Source organism: Mycobacterium sp. (assembly GCF_052144515.1).
In the GTDB taxonomy this organism is placed as follows: Bacteria; Actinomycetota; Actinomycetes; order Mycobacteriales; family Mycobacteriaceae; genus Mycobacterium.
Window position 1 is genome coordinate 42,494 of sequence record NZ_JBKQQD010000521.1, and the last position, 15,564, is coordinate 58,057.

At 66.2% G+C, this 15,564-nt stretch carries 20 protein-coding genes and 2 pseudogenes; 12 read left to right on the forward strand and 10 right to left on the reverse strand.

The features are described from left to right. Window positions 1-53 precede the first annotated feature (53 nt). Window positions 54-1,073 carry an NHL repeat-containing protein gene (locus tag ACLP9N_RS35585; protein ID WP_442411800.1) on the forward strand — a complete coding sequence of 340 codons (1,020 nt, stop codon included), beginning with the start codon at window positions 54-56 and terminating at the stop codon, window positions 1,071-1,073. A 26-nt stretch (window positions 1,074-1,099) separates the two neighbouring features. Here ACLP9N_RS35585 and ACLP9N_RS35590 read toward each other — a convergent pair whose 3' ends face one another. After that, the gene (locus ACLP9N_RS35590; protein ID WP_442411834.1) at window positions 1,100-1,360 is read right to left on the reverse strand and encodes a hypothetical protein; all 261 of its coding nucleotides are present in this window, start codon (window positions 1,358-1,360) and stop codon (window positions 1,100-1,102) included. Between the two features lie 311 nt (window positions 1,361-1,671). Between ACLP9N_RS35590 and ACLP9N_RS35595 the strand changes: the two genes are divergently transcribed. Further along, window positions 1,672-1,899, forward strand: a complete 228-nt coding sequence (locus ACLP9N_RS35595) for a hypothetical protein (RefSeq protein ID WP_442411835.1) — start codon at window positions 1,672-1,674, stop codon at window positions 1,897-1,899. Between the two features lie 26 nt (window positions 1,900-1,925). Here ACLP9N_RS35595 and ACLP9N_RS35600 read toward each other — a convergent pair. Then, window positions 1,926-2,165 (reverse strand): annotated as a pseudogene (locus ACLP9N_RS35600) (PPE family protein); the annotation flags it as partial. A 28-nt stretch (window positions 2,166-2,193) separates the two neighbouring features. After that, a complete protein-coding gene (locus ACLP9N_RS35605; protein WP_442411801.1) occupies window positions 2,194-2,355 on the reverse strand; it encodes a PPE domain-containing protein in 162 nt (53 codons plus the stop codon). A gap of 226 nt (window positions 2,356-2,581) precedes the next feature. Between ACLP9N_RS35605 and ACLP9N_RS35610 the strand changes: the two are divergent. Beyond that, a pseudogene (locus tag ACLP9N_RS35610) lies at window positions 2,582-2,958 on the forward strand (RidA family protein). Here ACLP9N_RS35610 and ACLP9N_RS35615 read toward each other — a convergent pair. Beyond that, a complete protein-coding gene (locus ACLP9N_RS35615; protein ID WP_442411802.1) occupies window positions 2,943-3,326 on the reverse strand; it encodes a DUF952 domain-containing protein in 384 nt (127 codons plus the stop codon). The pseudogene ACLP9N_RS35610 and the gene ACLP9N_RS35615 sit on opposite strands and share 16 nt — an antisense overlap. Window positions 3,327-3,452: 126 nt before the next feature. On the opposite strand from ACLP9N_RS35615, the gene ACLP9N_RS35620 reads away from it, so the two are divergent. After that, a complete protein-coding gene (locus ACLP9N_RS35620; RefSeq protein ID WP_442411803.1) occupies window positions 3,453-3,638 on the forward strand; it encodes a DUF7455 domain-containing protein in 186 nt (61 codons plus the stop codon). A 64-nt stretch (window positions 3,639-3,702) separates the two neighbouring features. Then, on the forward strand, window positions 3,703-4,698 hold the full coding sequence (locus tag ACLP9N_RS35625; protein WP_442411804.1) for a YihY/virulence factor BrkB family protein: 996 nt from the start codon (window positions 3,703-3,705) through the stop codon (window positions 4,696-4,698). A gap of 20 nt (window positions 4,699-4,718) precedes the next feature. On the opposite strand, the gene ACLP9N_RS35630 is transcribed toward ACLP9N_RS35625, so the two are convergent. Beyond that, the gene (locus ACLP9N_RS35630; protein WP_442411831.1) at window positions 4,719-4,958 is read right to left on the reverse strand and encodes a DUF3039 domain-containing protein; all 240 of its coding nucleotides are present in this window, start codon (window positions 4,956-4,958) and stop codon (window positions 4,719-4,721) included. Between the two features lie 45 nt (window positions 4,959-5,003). Between ACLP9N_RS35630 and ACLP9N_RS35635 the strand changes: the two genes are divergently transcribed. The 3 genes from ACLP9N_RS35635 to ideR all read left to right on the forward strand — a co-directional run bounded on the left by ACLP9N_RS35635 (window position 5,004) and on the right by ideR (window position 7,358). Continuing rightward, complete coding sequence (locus tag ACLP9N_RS35635; RefSeq protein WP_442411805.1) at window positions 5,004-5,399, forward strand: DUF3099 domain-containing protein; 396 nt, start codon at window positions 5,004-5,006, stop codon at window positions 5,397-5,399. A gap of 162 nt (window positions 5,400-5,561) precedes the next feature. Further along, entirely contained in the window at window positions 5,562-6,533 is a 972-nt protein-coding gene (gene sigB / locus ACLP9N_RS35640; RefSeq protein WP_442411806.1) for a sigma-70 family RNA polymerase sigma factor SigB, read from the forward strand. A 132-nt stretch (window positions 6,534-6,665) separates the two neighbouring features. Continuing rightward, a complete protein-coding gene (gene ideR, locus ACLP9N_RS35645; RefSeq protein WP_442411807.1) occupies window positions 6,666-7,358 on the forward strand; it encodes an iron-dependent transcriptional regulator IdeR in 693 nt (230 codons plus the stop codon). A 12-nt stretch (window positions 7,359-7,370) separates the two neighbouring features. Here ideR and ACLP9N_RS35650 read toward each other — a convergent pair whose 3' ends face one another. Then, window positions 7,371-8,438: a DUF4192 domain-containing protein gene (locus tag ACLP9N_RS35650; protein ID WP_442411808.1), complete on the reverse strand. Its 1,068-nt coding sequence runs from the start codon at window positions 8,436-8,438 to the stop codon at window positions 7,371-7,373. A gap of 113 nt (window positions 8,439-8,551) precedes the next feature. Here ACLP9N_RS35650 and sthA point away from each other — a divergent pair, with 113 nt between their 5' ends. Then, window positions 8,552-9,958: a Si-specific NAD(P)(+) transhydrogenase gene (gene sthA, locus ACLP9N_RS35655; protein ID WP_442411832.1), complete on the forward strand. Its 1,407-nt coding sequence runs from the start codon at window positions 8,552-8,554 to the stop codon at window positions 9,956-9,958. Window positions 9,959-9,965: 7 nt separating this feature from the next. Here the strand turns inward: sthA and ACLP9N_RS35660 are convergent, their stop codons facing one another. Next, window positions 9,966-10,778 carry a trypsin-like serine peptidase gene (locus ACLP9N_RS35660; protein WP_442411809.1) on the reverse strand — a complete coding sequence of 271 codons (813 nt, stop codon included), beginning with the start codon at window positions 10,776-10,778 and terminating at the stop codon, window positions 9,966-9,968. Between the two features lie 184 nt (window positions 10,779-10,962). Between ACLP9N_RS35660 and ACLP9N_RS35665 the strand changes: the two genes are divergently transcribed. Genes ACLP9N_RS35665 through ACLP9N_RS35675 form a run of 3 tightly spaced genes read left to right on the forward strand, consistent with a single transcriptional unit; the run spans window position 10,963 to window position 13,741 of the window. Then, entirely contained in the window at window positions 10,963-11,940 is a 978-nt protein-coding gene (locus tag ACLP9N_RS35665) for a proteasome assembly chaperone family protein (RefSeq protein ID WP_442411810.1), read from the forward strand. 52 nt (window positions 11,941-11,992) lie between these two features. Beyond that, on the forward strand, window positions 11,993-13,018 hold the full coding sequence (locus ACLP9N_RS35670) for an alpha/beta fold hydrolase (RefSeq protein ID WP_442411811.1): 1,026 nt from the start codon (window positions 11,993-11,995) through the stop codon (window positions 13,016-13,018). A gap of 36 nt (window positions 13,019-13,054) precedes the next feature. Continuing rightward, window positions 13,055-13,741, forward strand: coding sequence for a PhzF family phenazine biosynthesis protein (locus tag ACLP9N_RS35675; protein ID WP_442411812.1), 687 nt, complete (start codon window positions 13,055-13,057; stop codon window positions 13,739-13,741). A 16-nt stretch (window positions 13,742-13,757) separates the two neighbouring features. Here the strand turns inward: ACLP9N_RS35675 and ACLP9N_RS35680 are convergent, their stop codons facing one another. From ACLP9N_RS35680 to ACLP9N_RS35690, 3 genes are all read right to left on the reverse strand, one after another. After that, entirely contained in the window at window positions 13,758-14,243 is a 486-nt protein-coding gene (locus ACLP9N_RS35680) for a peroxynitrite isomerase (RefSeq protein WP_442411813.1), read from the reverse strand. Between the two features lie 23 nt (window positions 14,244-14,266). Beyond that, complete coding sequence (nrdR, locus tag ACLP9N_RS35685; RefSeq protein WP_442411814.1) at window positions 14,267-14,731, reverse strand: transcriptional regulator NrdR; 465 nt, start codon at window positions 14,729-14,731, stop codon at window positions 14,267-14,269. 142 nt (window positions 14,732-14,873) lie between these two features. Further along, the gene (locus ACLP9N_RS35690; protein ID WP_442411815.1) at window positions 14,874-15,365 is read right to left on the reverse strand and encodes a LysM peptidoglycan-binding domain-containing protein; all 492 of its coding nucleotides are present in this window, start codon (window positions 15,363-15,365) and stop codon (window positions 14,874-14,876) included. Between the last annotated feature and the right edge of the window lie 199 nt (window positions 15,366-15,564).

A 15,564-nucleotide genomic window follows, 5' to 3' on the forward strand; every position in this document is an offset into this window, starting at 1 on the left:
GTTCGGAGTCAACAACGTCAAGATCGCGCACGGTGCGAAAGGATTAGGCCGCGATGCCGCCGGCTCAGCCCGCCAACCGCCCGACACCCGACACCGGCACCCTGCCACGGCAGCCGTGGTCGAGCCGCGGGCGGGCCAGCGTGATCTCGGCTGTCCTGGTGGCGGTGGCCGTCATCGCTGCCGCCATTCTCGTCACCGTCATCACCGGCCGACGCCAACACAACGCGAATCGCCCCGTGATCGCGCCGCCCGCCAGCACTGCGCAGTCCACCAGCAGTGGGCAGCCCACTGGCGCCCAGCCCCTTCAACTCGGATACGGTCCTCAAGTCACGCTGCCGTTCACCGGCCTCAGCCGACCCGGCGACGTGGCGGTAGACACCGCCGGTGACGTCTACGTCGCCGACTTCGGCACCAGTCGGGTGCTGAGACTGGCGCCCGGGTCGAGCTTCCCGATCGGGCTGCCGTTCACCGGCCTCAACAAGCCGCAGGGTCTGACGGTCGATGCCGCCGGCACCCTCTATGTCAGTGACCCCGGCAACAAACGGGTGCTGAAGCTGGCGGCGGGCCCCGGTACCCAGGTCGTGCTGCCGTTCACCGGCCTCAACGAGCCCTGGGGTGTGGCGGTCGATGCCGTCGGCAACATCTACGTCACCGACGTGACGAAGGATCGAGTGGTCAAGCTGGCCGCGCGCTCCGCCACCCTGGCCGTGCTGCCGTTCACCGGCCTCAGGGCCCCCCAGAGCGTGGCGGTGGACACCGCCGGCGACGTCTACGTCAGCGACTTCAGCAACAATCGCGTGCTGAGGCTACCGGCCGGCTCGGACGTGCCGGCGGAGCTGCCGTTCACCGGCCTCAACGGCCCCTACGGGGTGACGGTGGATGCCGGCGGCAACCTCTACGTCGCCGACGATCTCAACAATCGGGTGCTCAAACTGGCGGTGGGCGCGGCCACCCCGACGGCGCTGCCGATCACCGGCCTCAATAATCCCACCGCCGTAGCCGTGGACACCGCGGGCAACCTCTACGTCACCGATTACGGCAACGATCGGGTGGTGGAGCTGCCGGCGGGGTGACGCGCCGCATGCGTCTGCGCCGCTACTCATCCAGCCGATGGCGGCTTTTTTATTACCGTCCCGCGAAGCTCCGCCCCAAGCTCGATGTCGTCGTAGTTTGCCCGCTTGCGCCAACCGCTGCCTGGCGACTGCGGTGGCTCCTCCGACTCGTCTGCAGGCTCTTCGTACTCGTCTTCGTCGGGATCCTGGTACGCCCCGTACTTTTGCTGCTTCCTCTTGCGCCAACCGCTGCCTGCCGACGAGACCGGCGGCGGCATCAACGGCGGCAGGGGGAAGTCGGAGTCCACAGTGTCCAGATCGGTAAGCAAGCGGCGTTGCCGCCGACGCGAGTTGGACCGGCGCCTGCGCCGCGGGCAACATGCCCACCACCGCGGGCGGCAGGGTCAGCTTGCCCATCGACACACCCACACCGATCGCCGCGGTGGGTTCTGCCGACAGTCCGGCGGCGCCGAACGCACCCGCTCCCCCGGCCACCCCTCCCAGGGCGCCTTGGCCCTCGGCCAGTCCCTGGCCAACGTCGCCTCCCACCGTCTGCAGTGCCTGGGCCGCGGTGGACTGCGCGAGGTAGCTGAGCAGGTTGATCGGAAGTCCCCCGGCGATGACCTGGGTGATCCAGGTGTTCACGAATCCGGCCCAGCCGCTGTTCGGGTCGAAGCCCTGGATGGCCGAGATGATCGAAGAGATCGGAGAGCTGGCAGCGGCCGTCGTAGAAGTGGTCGCCGACGACACCGCACTGGCTTGGGCGGCCAACCCCGCCGGATCGGCAATCGCAGCCGGCGACGAGAACAGCGGCAGCGTGGTGGCGTGCGCCGAGGCCGCCAGATAACGACTCATCGCCGCCGAGTTGTTAGCCCACATGCCCTGGTATTCGTCTTCGGTTTCGGCGATCGCCGGAAGGTTGATCCCGAACTGATTGGTGGCCAATAGCTGCGCCAGCCGAGTCCTATTGGCTCTGACCAGCGCGACCGGAACCACCGCCGCGCGAACGGAGGTGAAGGCCGCGACGGCGTCCTGTGCCGCGACGGCTATCTGCTGACATTGCTGCGCGGTGCTGCGCAGCCAAGAGAGGTACGGCTGGACGGACTCGGCCATGGCCGCCGCGGAGGGACCCTGCCAGGCCTCAGTCAGTGACGACAACGCGGCGGCATTGATCCATGGCCGATTCCTCCAAACTCGTGCCGAGCCGCTGCCACGCGCCAGATGCCTCGATGAGTGATTCCGCACCCGGTCCAGCATGAATCCGCGCAGAGACGACCTCGGGGGGCAACGCTGAAAAGTCCACGACATCTCACCTCGCATACGCCGGGAACGATCCAGCGAAATCCCGCTGTATCTGCGGCGACAAACCCTCAAACATTGCGCATCCACGCCTCACCTGCGGGGTCACGACCACCAGTGTGCACGTTGCAGGGGTCATCGGGTTACTGGACCGCTCGATTCCGCTGCGGCACACCAAAGTCGGCTGCGCCCGCGACACCCCGCGAGATTAGGGGCCGTACTGTGACCGCATGTCAGCCAGCCGCACCGTCGTCTCGTCCGGATCCGATTTCGAATCGGTGGTCGGGTACTCCCGCGCGGTGCGGGTCGGCCCGCACGTGGCGGTGGCCGGAACAACCGGCGCTGGGCCGGCCGGTGACATCGCCGCCCAGACCAGAGATGCGTTGCGCCGCATCGAAGTTGCTCTCGGCAGGCCGGCGCGACGCTCACCGACGTGGTCCGTACCCGCATCTACGTGACCGACATTTCGCGGTGGCGCGAGGTCGGAGAAGTGCACGCTGAAGTTTTCGGTGAAACACGTCCCGCAGCCACCATGGTCGAAGTTTCGGCGCTGATTGCACCTGAGCTGCTGGTGGAGATCGAAGCCGACGCCTACGTGGAATCCTGAGATTCGGCGACCGGCGGGAAGATGCCATCGGGCTCGGGCGGGTACGGGGTGACCTTGATCACGGCGCCCGCCGGCAGCGGACCGTACAGATGCGGGAACAGCATCGACTCCGGATCGGTGGGCACCCCCGGTTCCCAACGCACCGGTGAGTCAAGCGCCGCCGGGTCGATGTACAGCAGGACCAGGTCCGTGCGCCCGCGAAACAGCCGGTTTGCCGGCAGGTGCACCTGCTCGAGCGTCGAGAGATGGATGAACGGGGCCTCATCGGACGAATCGCTCGGTTCAACGGGGATTCCGCCCCGGATACGGGCTTGGGCCCACTCTTGTTCCCCACACAGATGGGCCAGCACGGCGGGGGTGGGCGGCATGGTAGCTAGTTTGCCCGATGCGCGGGCGGGAATTCGTGAGAAACGACACACCTGACAACGGCCCGGGAACAACGCGAAAACCCCGAGCGTCTGACAGAGTTGAAGACACGCCAGAACGGAGCAGCCATGAACGCAACTCTGACCACTCCCGAGCTGACTAGAGCCGACCGGTGCGATCGCTGCGGCGCTGCAGCTCGCGTCCGTGCCACGCTGCCCTCCGGTGCCGAGCTTCTCTTCTGCCAGCATCACGCCAACGAGCATGAGGCGAAACTGACCGAGCTAGCCGCAGTGCTGGAGGTCAGCGGAAGCTAGTTAGGGCGAATCGCCCGTCGGTAATGAAGGCCGCGCTTGCCATCGTCGGCAATGCTGGAAGGGTATGAACGACCAACCCGCTAAGCCGACGCGCCACCACATCTGGCGAATCAGCCTGAGGACCCTGTCCAAGAGCTGGGACGACTCGATCTTCTCGGAGTCGGCGCAGGCCGGCTTTTGGTCTTGTTTGTCGTTGCCGCCGCTGTTGTTGGGGATGCTGGGCAGCCTGGCCTACGTCGCGCCGCTGTTCGGCGCGGACACGCTGTCCATCATCGAGCAACGCGTAGTCTCCACTGCCCACAGCTTTTTCTCCCCCAGCGTGGTCAACGAGATCATCGAGCCCACCATCCGCGATATCGCCGGCGAGGCGCGCGGCGAGGTGGTTTCGCTCGGTTTTGTGATCTCGCTGTGGGCGGGATCGTCGGCGATGTCGGCATTCGTCGATTCCGTCGTCGAGGCGCATGACCAGACCCCGCTGCGCCACCCGGTGCGGCAGCGATTCTTCGCGCTCTTTCTGTACATCGTGTTGCTGATGTTTGTCGTCGCAGCCGCGCCGCTGGCGGTGGTGGGACCGCGCAAGGTGGGCGAGCACATCCCGAACAGCTGGGCCAACATGCTGCACTACGGCTACTACCCCACCCTGGTTGTCGGCCTTGCGATCGGGGTCATGCTGCTCTACCGGGTCGCGCTGCCAGTGCCACTGCCGTCGCACCGACTGATATACGGGGCGATCCTGGCGACCACGGTGTTCGTGGTGACCACGCTGGGCCTGCGCTTCTACCTGCGATGGATCACCAGCACCGGCTACACCTACGGCGCGCTGGCCACGCCGATCGCGTTCCTGCTGTACGCATTCTTCGCCGGCTTCGCGATCATGATCGGCGCCGAACTCAACGCCGCCGTTCAGGAGGAGTTCCCGGCACCCAAGACGCATGCCCACCGGTTGCGCACGTGGCTGGTGTCGCGCGTGCGTGGGATGCGCGCCGCCAGGACTGCTAGGACGTCAATGGATTCGCCGCCGGCGCAGCAGAATACGGTGACGGCAGAGCCGCCAAACTGATTGGCGCTGATCGGCCCTGATCAGCCCTTCTTCATCGTGTCGTAGATCCGCTTGCAATCCGGACAAACCGGCGAGCCCGGCTTGGCAGACCGCGTGACGGGGAACACTTCGCCGCACAAGGCGACCACGTGATTGCCCATGACGGCGCTCTCGACGATCTTGTCCTTTTTGACGTAGTGGAAGTATTTAGGCGTGTCACTGCCGGTCCCGTCATCGACGCGTTCGTCGGCGTCGGTGCGTTCGATCGTCTGGGTGTCCATACCTGACATTGTGCCTCCTAACTCGCCCAAGCCGGAACCGATCTGATGTGGGAGAGTGGAGTAATGAAGCGCGGCCCCAAGCTGGGTTTCGACGATGATGGTCACCCGGTACTGATCACCGCCGCCGCTCCGTCGTATGAGGAGGAGCATCGCGCGCGGGTACGTAAGTACCTGACCTTGATGGCGTTTCGCATTCCGGCGCTGATCCTCGCCGCGGTCGCCTACGGCGCCTGGCACAACGGTCTGATCTCACTACTGATCGTGGCGGCGTCGGTGCCCTTGCCGTGGATGGCCGTGCTGATCGCCAACGATCGACCGCCTCGCCGCTCGACCGAGCCCCGACGGTTTGACGCCCCTGCGCGACGCACGCCGTTGTTCCCGACAGCCGAGCGTCCGGCGATCGAGGCCCCGCGGTCTGCTGACCCCGAGGGCCCGGGTTAGTCGGGTCGCCTGGCGGGCACGCGCCGCACTTCTCAGCACATTCTCAGGTCGTCGGCACATTTCTGCACGTCAAAGCGTGTGAGATGACGCGCGGGTGGGAACTCTCAGTGCTGATCTGTCGTTAAACCTCATGACAGTACAAAGCCGATCGGGGAGAGCGTAATGGCCGAAGCCACCAAAAGGGCCACCACAAGCCGGGTTGAGGGCGATCTGGATGCTCAAAGCCCCGCTGCCGACCTGGTGCGTGTATATCTGAACGGCATCGGAAAGACGGCGTTGCTCAACGCCGCCGGCGAAGTCGAGTTGGCGAAGCGCATCGAGGCCGGGCTCTACGCCGAGCACCTGCTGGAGACGCGTAAGCGCCTCGGCGAGAACCGCAAGCGCGAATTGGCTGCCGTGGTGCGCGATGGCGAAGAGGCCCGCCGCCACCTTCTGGAAGCGAACCTGCGCCTGGTGGTTTCGCTGGCCAAGCGCTACACCGGTCGGGGCATGCCGTTGCTGGACCTCATCCAGGAGGGCAACCTCGGACTGATCCGCGCGATGGAGAAGTTCGACTACACAAAGGGATTCAAGTTCTCGACGTATGCCACCTGGTGGATTCGTCAGGCCATCACCCGCGGCATGGCCGACCAGAGCCGCACCATCCGGCTGCCGGTTCACCTGGTGGAGCAGGTCAACAAGCTCGCCCGAATCAAGCGGGAAATGCACCAGAACCTGGGACGTGAAGCCACCGACGAGGAACTGGCCGCCGAATCCGGCATTCCGGTCGACAAGATCAACGACCTGCTCGAGCACAGCCGCGACCCAGTGAGCCTGGACATGCCCGTCGGCTCCGAGGAAGAGGCCCCCTTGGGTGACTTCATCGAGGACGCCGAAGCCATGTCCGCGGAGAACGCGGTGATTGCCGAGCTGTTGCACACCGACATCCGCAGTGTTCTGGCCACTCTCGACGAGCGTGAGCACCAGGTGATCCGGTTGCGGTTCGGTCTGGACGACGGCCAGCCGCGCACGCTGGATCAGATCGGCAAGCTGTTCAGTCTGTCCCGCGAGCGGGTCCGTCAGATTGAGCGCGACGTGATGTGCAAACTGCGCAACGGCGAACGGGCCGATCGGTTGCGCTCTTACGCCAGTTGATTGCCGACAACTCAAACCAGTTAGCAGACAGTATGCCCGCCGCACCAGCGGCGGGCATACTGCTTGCCTGGGAAGCGTTAGACCCATTCGCGCAGCTGGCCAAGTAGACTCAGCGGCAATGGAGGGTGCCGAATGAACGAGCTGGTCGATACCACCGAGATGTACCTGCGGACGATCTACGACCTCGAGGAAGAGGGCGTGACGCCGCTGCGTGCCCGGATCGCCGAGCGGCTCGAGCAGAGCGGGCCGACCGTCAGCCAGACCGTCTCCCGGATGGAGCGCGACGGGCTCCTCCAAGTCGCCGGCGACCGCCATCTGGAGCTCACCGACAAGGGCCGGGCGCTGGCGATCGCAGTGATGCGCAAGCACCGCCTCGCCGAACGACTGCTCGTCGACGTCATCGGTTTGCCGTGGGAAGAAGTGCACGCCGAGGCGTGCCGCTGGGAGCACGTGATGAGCGAGGATGTCGAGCGCCGGCTGGTTCAGGTGCTCAACAACCCGACCACGTCCCCGTTCGGCAACCCGATCCCTGGTCTGTTGGATCTGGGCGTGGGTCCGGACTTCGGCGCCGGCGACGCCAATCTGGTCCGCTTGACCGAGTTGCCGGCCGGATCGCCGGTCGCGGTCGTCGTGCGGCAGCTCACCGAGCATGTCCAGGGCGACATCGACCTGATCACGCGGCTGAAGGACGCCGGCGTGGTGCCCAATGCCCGGGTGACCGTCGAAACCACGCAGAGCGGCGGAGTCACCATCGTGATCCCGGGCCACGAGAACGTCACCCTGCCTCACGAGATGGCGCACGCGGTCAAGGTCGAAAAGGTCTGATCGATCCCGCATCTACCCCGCCCTCTGGCCGAACGTGCGACGCGGCGGCAACCGCACCCCGAGACGATCCGCAAGCCGGTAACCGGTGTCCGCGAGTTTCCGAATGTCCTGCGGCCGTAGACCAGATTGCAGCGCGGTGTCCAGCATGCCCGCCATCCGATGGCCCGGCTCGCAGCGCAGCGCGGCCTCCAGCGACACCCCGGCCAGCGGCCCGTCGCCGCGGGCGTAGGCGCTGAACGCGAGCAACACCAGCGCCTCGACCCGCCACGGCGGGGGCAGGGTGCGCGCCAGAACCGCCCACAATGACTCAACGGCACCGGCGTTTTCGCCGACGGCGAGCGCATAGAGGATGTCGCGCACCTGCGGGTCGGTCAGCGCGCAACCCAGCCGCGCCAACTCGATGTCGGGCAGCGGTTGCCCGTCGGCGACCCGCGCGGCGGCGGCCACCGCGTTCTCGACGTCCCGGCGGCATAACAGGCCCTCTTCCGCGGCATCGACACGATGCGCGGCCTTGCGTGTTGCCGCCTGTCGCTCGACGGCGGCCGCCAGTTCAGCGCTGCGCGTAGGGTCGTCGACCGCGATGACAGCCTGCAGGTCGGTACGCCGCGGGTAGAGCCGTCGGCCGTCCAGCACCGCGGCAACCGCCAGTGGCGACGCCGACGGATCGTCGACCACGCCGCTCGAACCGCAGCCGTCCACGCAATGCCAGCGCCCGCCAGCGGCTATCCGGTCCACCACATGCGCCGTCCACAGCTCAATGTCGTTCTGCGACAACGCTTCTGCGAGTACCGTGCACAGCTGCCGGTAATCTTCGTTGCATCGTGGACAGTGCGCGCCGTCCGCGTCGACGATCACTGCGATCGCGGCCTCGGGCGCGGCGGCGGCGGCGACCTCCGCGAGGTGCTCAACCCGGTCGAGGAGTTCCTCGGAGAGGTCGACCCGCATCACCGACCCCAGTTCGCCACCATCCAGCGACACGAGGACCAGTGATTTTTCCGGGACGAAACCGAGAACGGCCGGTAGCGCGGCGATTAATGCTCCGGGGCGGTTCAGCTCAAAGTCAGCTCGATGCTTGGTCATGAACCTCAACGCTGACGACCCCGGCCGTCAACGCGTGCTCGCGCACTGCGATCAACCAGTCGTCTGTGGAGAAAGTTCCGACTGTGAGCCTTATCGTCTATGCCATGGGTTCGATACAGGAGTACGACATCGTCGTGATCGGTTCGGGGCCGGGCGGGCAGAAGGCCGCCATCGCGTCGGCCAAGCTAGGCAAATCCGTCGCGATCGTCGAACGCGGCCGCATGCTCGGCGGTGTGTGCGTCAACACGGGCACAATCCCGTCAAAGACGTTGCGCGAGGCCGTGCTTTACCTCACCGGGATGAATCAACGCGAGCTGTACGGGGCGAGCTACCGGGTCAAAGACCGGATCACCCCGGGCGACCTGTTGGCCCGGACCCAGCACGTGATCAACAAGGAAATCGACGTGGTGCGCAACCAGTTGATGCGCAACCGGGTCGACCTGCTGGTCGGGCACGGCCGTTTCGTCGATCCCCACACCATCGCCGTCGAAGACCCCTCACAACGCGAAACGACCACCATCACAGGCGATTACATCGTCATCGCGACTGGCACCACGCCGGCTCGGCCGTCCGGTGTCGAGTTCGACGAGGACCGGGTGCTCGACTCCGACGGAATCCTCGACCTCAAGTCGCTGCCGGCCTCGATGGTCGTCGTCGGTGCCGGTGTGATCGGCATCGAGTACGCCTCGATGTTCGCCGCGTTGGGCACCAAGGTGACCGTCGTGGAGAAGCGCGACGACATGCTCGACTTCTGCGACCCCGAGGTGGTCGAGGCGCTGAAATTCCACCTGCGCGACCTGGCGGTGACCTTCCGGTTCGGGGAGGAAGTGACCGGGGTCGACGTCGGCGCTGCGGGCACCGTGACCACCCTGGCCAGCGGCAAGCAGATTCCCGCCGAGACGGTCATGTACTCCGCGGGACGCCAGGGCCAGACCGACCACCTCGACCTGCACAACGCCGGCCTCGAGGTCGAGGGCCGCGGACGAATCTGGGTCGACGACAAGTTCAGGACCAAGGTGGACCACATCTACGCCGTCGGCGACGTCATCGGCTTCCCCGCCCTGGCGGCCACCTCGATGGAACAGGGCCGACTCGCCGCCTACCACGCGTTCGGGGAAGCGTGCGACGGCATCACCGACCTACAGCCCATCGGCATCTATTCGATCCCCGAGATCTCCTACGTCGGAGCCACCGAGGTGGAACTGACCAAGAACTCGATTCCCTACGAAGTGGGAGTGGCGCGGTACAAGGAGCTGGCCCGCGGCCAGATCGCGGGCGACTCTTACGGAATGCTCAAGCTGCTGGTGTCCACCGAGGATCGCAAGCTGCTCGGGGTGCACATCTTCGGCACCAGCGCCACCGAGATGGTGCACATCGGGCAGGCCGTGATGGGCTGCGGCGGCACTGTCGACTACCTGGTCGACGCGGTGTTCAACTACCCGACGTTCTCCGAGGCCTACAAGGTCGCCGCGCTGGACGTGACCAACAAGATGCGGGCGCTCAGCCAGTTCCGCCGCTAACAGGGGTCTAGCAGGGGTCCCGGTAGTCGCTCGGCGCGCTGTCGCCGGGGCCGCCGCCCTCAGCGCGCGCCAGCAGCGCGGCGGTGTGTTCGTCGAACGGCGCCGAGTACGACACGTTTTCCGCGCACCCACCGCCCTCAAGGCCGCCGATCAGCCCGGTGACGGCAGAACCGCTGATCCAGGGCGCGCCGCTGGTGCCGTCGACCAATCCTTCGCACGGCAACGAGGGAAACCCGCTGTCGGTCACCGCGGTACTGGCCTGACAGCCGATGGGCAGGCCACCCACGCCACCCGGATAGCCGATCACGCTGACCCGGCTGCCCGGGGCGGGCGCTGTGGCCAGGGACAGGGCGGAGCCGACGTGGGCTTCCAGTGGTCCCCCGCCGGCGCCGCTCACCCGCGCGATCGCGTAATCGGCGTGCGGATCCTTGCCGGCGAGCCATCGCGGGTCGAAGTACAGCTCGTTGAGCGTCCACATGTCGGCGGCGTTACCGGCGAAACCGGGGACAAAGCCCGCCTGCGGACCCCCGGACAGGCAGTGCGCGGCGGTCAGGACGAGATCTCCCCCCTTCGAATGCACCACCGAGGCCGTGCACGAGTGCTGATTGCCCCCGTCGAAGAAGACCGCACCCACCCGCGGGTCGGGGTCCACCGGACCTGCCACGCCCCCGCGCCCAGGGTCGCCGAGCTGCTGGGCGGGTACGCTGGGCCGTGGCTCGGGCGCGGGAAGAGCCAACCCGTGACCAGCGGGCCGGCTGCACGACACAAGCAGCAGCGCCAAGCCGGCCAGCAGGCAAAGCAAGACCCTCATCGTGCGCATTGAGTCCCATCATGCCCGACCACCGGCCGCCGATCTGTGGTCAGCCTGTAACAATCGCACTAATCGTCTTGCCGGCAAATTCACCACCGCCCAAGCCGCTCGCGCATTTTCCGAAGTTAGAAACAGCCAGTGCCCCTCGATTTGGGGGACACTGGTTAAGGGCCCCCAGAGAGGAGGCAGCACCATGTCTGACGATCAAGACCGAGTTGACGAGCAGCACCACCAGCCCGGGCAGTCCGGCATCTACGAGCTTGAGTTGCCGGCGCCCCAACTGGTGACATCCGACGGCCGCGGTCCGGTGTTGGTACACGCCCTGCAGGGCTTTTCCGACGCCGGTCACGCGATCCGGCTGGCCGCTACCCACCTGAAGGCGGCCCTGGACACCGAGTTGGTGGCTTCGTTCGCGATCGACGAATTGCTGGACTACCGCTCGCGGCGCCCGCTGATGACTTTCAAGACCGATCACTTCACCAATTACGACGACCCGGAGCTGAGCCTGTACGCGCTGCGCGACAGCGTCGGCACGCCATTTTTGCTGCTGGCCGGCATGGAACCCGACCTGAAGTGGGAGCGCTTCATCGGCGCGGTGCGGCTGCTGGCCGAGCGCCTGGGAGTACGACGGACCATCGGCCTGGGCACCGTCCCGATGGCGGTTCCGCACACGCGGCCGATCACGCTGACCGCGCACTCCAACAACGGTGAGCTGATCTCCGATTTCCAGCCGTGGATCTCGGAGATCCAAGTCCCGGGCAGCGCCTCCAACCTGCTCGAGTACCGGATGGCCCAGCACGGTCATGAGGTGGTCGGATTCACCGTGCACGTCCCGCACTACTTGACGCAGACCGACTACCCCGCCGCCGCCCAGGCGCTGCTCGAGCAGGTGGCCAAGTCCGGGTCGCTGGAGCTGCCGTTGACGGCGCTGTCCGAAGCGGCGGCCGAGATCCGGGCCAAGATCGACGAGCAAGTCGAGGGAAGCGCGGAGGTCGCTCAAGTGGTGGCGGCACTCGAGCGCCAGTACGATGCGTTCATCGACGCTCAGGAGAACAGGTCGTTACTGAGGCGCGACGAAGATCTACCTAGCGGCGACGAGCTTGGCGCGGAATTCGAGCGATTCCTCGCCCAGCAGGCCGAGAAGAAGTTTGACGACGATGATCCCAGCTGATCCCTCCTGACCCGCACAAGACGCCCTGACGGCCCGACGACGAGGTTGCGACATGCCTGAGCGAAATCGCAATCTTCGCCCGGTGCGGGAAGTGACCGCGCCGACGCTTCAGTTCCGCACCATCCACGGTTACAGGCGGGCGTACCGGATCGCCGGTTCCGGGCCGGCGATCCTGCTGATTCACGGCATCGGCGACAATTCCACCACCTGGAATGCCATCCAGGCCAAGCTCGCCCAGCGGTTCACGGTCATCGCGCCGGATCTGCTGGGCCACGGGCGGTCCGACAAGCCACGCGCCGACTACTCGGTCGCGGCGTACGCCAACGGAATGCGTGACCTGCTCAGCGTGCTCGAAATCGAACGGGTCACCGTCGTGGGTCATTCGCTGGGCGGCGGAGTGGCAATGCAATTCGCCTACCAGTTCCCCCACCTGGTCGATCGGCTGATCCTGGTCGGCGCCGGCGGCGTCACCAAGGACGTCAACGTGGCCTTGCGTCTGGCGTCGTTGCCGATGGGCAGCGAGGCGCTGGCATTGCTGCGCTTACCCCTGGTGCTGCCCACGATGCAGGCAGCCGGGCGGATCCTCGGCAGGGCACTGGGAACGACCGGCCTGGGCAACGACCTGGCAAATGTGCTGCGAATCCTGCACGACCTGCCGGAGCCGACGGCCTCGTCGGCGTTCACGCGCACCTTGCGGGCGGTGGTGGACTGGCGCGGGCAGATCGTCACCATGCTGGATCGATGTTATTTGACCCAGGCCATCCCGGTGCTGATCATCTGGGGCACACGCGACGTGGTCGTGCCCGTCCGCCATGCTTGGATGGCGCACTCGGCGATGCCCGGCTCCCGGCTCGAGATCTTCGAGGGTTCCGGCCATTTCCCGTTTCACGATGATCCAGCCCGTTTCATCGACGTCGTCCAGCGCTTCATCGACACCACTGAGCCCGCCGAATACGATCAGGCCGCGCTTCGCGAGTTGCTCCGCACCGGCAGCGGCGAACAAACGGTCACGGGCCCGGCCGACACCCGCGTCGCGGTGCTCAGCGCGATGGGTTCCGACGAGCGCAGCGCCACCTGATCAACCGTTCCTGAGTCGGGGTCGTACAGTCGGGCCATGGGTATCGACGTGACGGTGTTGCGCGTTTTCACCGATCCGGACGGGAATTTCGGGAATCCGCTCGGCGTGGTTGATGCCAGCCAGGTCGAACCTTCCGATCGGCAAGGCCTGGCAGCCCAATTGGGTTACAGCGAAACGATATTCATCGATCTTCCCTCCGCGGGCGCGACCACCGCGCGCGCCACCATCTACACACCACGAACCGAACTCCCGTTCGTCGGCCACCCGACCGTGGGCGCGTCGTGGTGGCTGCGCGACGGCGGTATGCCGGTCAACACGCTGCAGGTGCCGGCCGGCATCGTGCAGGTGAGCTACGAGGGCGACCTCACGGGTATCAGCGCACGCACGGAATGGGCTCCTGAATACGCCATCCACGACCTCGATTCGCTCGACGCGCTTGTCGCCGCCGACCCCGCCGATTTTCCCGACGACGTCGCGCACTACCTGTGGACCTGGACCGATCGGTCGGCAGGATCACTGCGTGCGCGGATGTTTGCCTCCAACCTCGGTGTGCCGGAAGACGAAGCGACCGGGTCGGCGGCGATGCGGATTACCGACTACCTCAGCCGCGACCTCACCATCACCCAGGGCAAGGGATCAATGATCGAAACCACCTGGAGCCCCGAGGGTTGGGTTCGCGTGGCCGGCCGTGTCGTCAACGACGGTGTGCGACAAGTAAACTGACCGACGCTTGCGCGGTTCAGCGCTTTCGGTGCAACACGGCAGCAAGGTGGTCCTGCAGGGGCTGACCCACCGCGCCCATCCGCACCGTGTACGAAAGATCGTCACCCTCGACGCGCAGGGAACGGCCGAGGTCGGTCACTTCTTTGGCGGTCGGAGCCAATCCGATTGCGGTCGAGGACAACTCGACCTCGATAACATCGCCGGTCACGGAATACGTGCCCGCGTCGATTTCGGTGATGCCGTTCGGATGGGCAAGGACCAGCTCCACGCGACCCGGTTGGGGCACACGGAGATATCCCGTCTCGGCGTGCAGCGGCCTCCCGTCGGCTACCGCCCTCGTCTTTTGCGCGTAGACCAAAAACGGCTTGCCCACATGGGAGAACACCACCTCTTCGAGGTACTCGAAGGTCTGGATCGTGGGGTACTTGCCCTCTCCCCTGCCGGCCCAGGTACCAAGCAGCGGCGCCAGCGCCTCGAGATCGGGATGCAGGTCGGCGGGCATGTGTCAGGTTGGGTCAGGTTGGGTCAGGTTGGGCTAGACACTTTGCGCTGGGCGCGCAGCGCTTCGATCTCGCGCTCGAAATCGTCCGCCGAAGAAAACGACCGGTACACCGACGCGAAACGCAGGTATGCGACCTCGTCGAGTTCGCGCAACGGGCCGAGGATCGCCAGACCGACCTCGTGACTCGGGATCTCCGGCGACCCCGCCGCGCGCACGGTGTCCTCCACCTGCTGGGCCAGCAGATTCAGCGCATCCTCGTCCACCTGGCGGCCCTGGCAGGCGCGGCGGACCCCGTTGACGACCTTCTCGCGGCTGAAGGGCTCCGTGACGCCGCTGCGCTTCACCACGGCCAGAACCGCGGTTTCTACGGTGGTGAACCGACGCCCGCATTCGGGACATGACCGGCGCCGCCTAATGGCCTGGCCTTCATCGGTTTCACGAGAGTCGATGACCCGGGAATCGGGATGCCGGCAGAACGGACAGTGCATGACCGCTCCTTCGCCGTGCCGACATCCTGTTCTCAGGGAACTAGCCCGAGACCACCCCGAGCGTACCTGTGCGCTCCCCCGTGGGGCCAATACCGCCGCGAGCCTTGGCGTAGAGCGGTTTTCGCAGTACACCGCCTTGTCGTCAGCCCACCGGCGCGATCAGCGTCTGCCCGGCGGCCACCGTCGGCGAGTTCAATCCGTTGAGTTCGCGGATCCGCTCGGCGACCTGCCGGACCGGCGCTTGGGGCGCCACCCGGGCCGCCACGTCCTGGAGGGATTCGCCGGTTTCCACCCGCACCACCCCGAGCCGGTCGGGCACGTGGGCAGCAGCGCCGGAGTCGCCGTTGGCCATCTGCCCGAAATGAGCGACCATGCCGAGCCAGAGAGTGATGATGCCGGCCAGCAGGGCCAGCCCCACCGTCGTCGCGAGCGGGACGGGACGCCGGCGGTGAGGGGCGACGGACATCGCGACACCTCCGCCGCGGTAGAGCACGGGCGCGCCGGCCGGCCTCGACCCGGCGGGCCTTCGCGACCCGGCCAGCCTGTCCCGGTCCCACCGGGGGCCCGGGCTGGGCCTGTTGATCGGGCGCCGCACATACCCTGTACGCGCCGGGATTGCGTGGATGAGTGTCATCTGCCTACCTCCGGATGGCTCTTTCTCGCTCATGTGTTCGACTATAATCGCTCGCATGTTCGAAGACCGAACATTTGAGCGAAGCGTGTCGGACAAGCAAAACGCTAGACCACACCACCGACAAGACTCGTCGGTCCCGCTACTCCTCGAATAGGGCACAAGTACCCAAATAACACGTTTGTTATTCACGTCGTCAGGG

Coding starts and splice junctions, on each gene's coding strand:
- ACLP9N_RS35585 (WP_442411800.1), top strand. CDS start 54: ATGCCGCCGGCTCAGCCCGCCAACCGCCCGACACCCGACACCGGCACC.
- ACLP9N_RS35595 (WP_442411835.1), top strand. CDS start 1,672: ATGACCTGGGTGATCCAGGTGTTCACGAATCCGGCCCAGCCGCTGTTC.
- ACLP9N_RS35615 (WP_442411802.1), bottom strand. CDS start 3,326: ATGCCGCCCACCCCCGCCGTGCTGGCCCATCTGTGTGGGGAACAAGAG.
- ACLP9N_RS35620 (WP_442411803.1), top strand. CDS start 3,453: ATGAACGCAACTCTGACCACTCCCGAGCTGACTAGAGCCGACCGGTGC.
- ACLP9N_RS35625 (WP_442411804.1), top strand. CDS start 3,703: ATGAACGACCAACCCGCTAAGCCGACGCGCCACCACATCTGGCGAATC.
- ACLP9N_RS35630 (WP_442411831.1), bottom strand. CDS start 4,958: ATGGACACCCAGACGATCGAACGCACCGACGCCGACGAACGCGTCGAT.
- ACLP9N_RS35635 (WP_442411805.1), top strand. CDS start 5,004: ATGTGGGAGAGTGGAGTAATGAAGCGCGGCCCCAAGCTGGGTTTCGAC.
- sigB (WP_442411806.1), top strand. CDS start 5,562: ATGGCCGAAGCCACCAAAAGGGCCACCACAAGCCGGGTTGAGGGCGAT.
- ideR (WP_442411807.1), top strand. CDS start 6,666: ATGAACGAGCTGGTCGATACCACCGAGATGTACCTGCGGACGATCTAC.
- ACLP9N_RS35650 (WP_442411808.1), bottom strand. CDS start 8,438: ATGACCAAGCATCGAGCTGACTTTGAGCTGAACCGCCCCGGAGCATTA.
- ACLP9N_RS35660 (WP_442411809.1), bottom strand. CDS start 10,778: ATGCGCACGATGAGGGTCTTGCTTTGCCTGCTGGCCGGCTTGGCGCTG.
- ACLP9N_RS35665 (WP_442411810.1), top strand. CDS start 10,963: ATGTCTGACGATCAAGACCGAGTTGACGAGCAGCACCACCAGCCCGGG.
- ACLP9N_RS35670 (WP_442411811.1), top strand. CDS start 11,993: ATGCCTGAGCGAAATCGCAATCTTCGCCCGGTGCGGGAAGTGACCGCG.
- ACLP9N_RS35675 (WP_442411812.1), top strand. CDS start 13,055: ATGGGTATCGACGTGACGGTGTTGCGCGTTTTCACCGATCCGGACGGG.
- ACLP9N_RS35680 (WP_442411813.1), bottom strand. CDS start 14,243: ATGCCCGCCGACCTGCATCCCGATCTCGAGGCGCTGGCGCCGCTGCTT.
- nrdR (WP_442411814.1), bottom strand. CDS start 14,731: ATGCACTGTCCGTTCTGCCGGCATCCCGATTCCCGGGTCATCGACTCT.
- ACLP9N_RS35690 (WP_442411815.1), bottom strand. CDS start 15,365: ATGACACTCATCCACGCAATCCCGGCGCGTACAGGGTATGTGCGGCGC.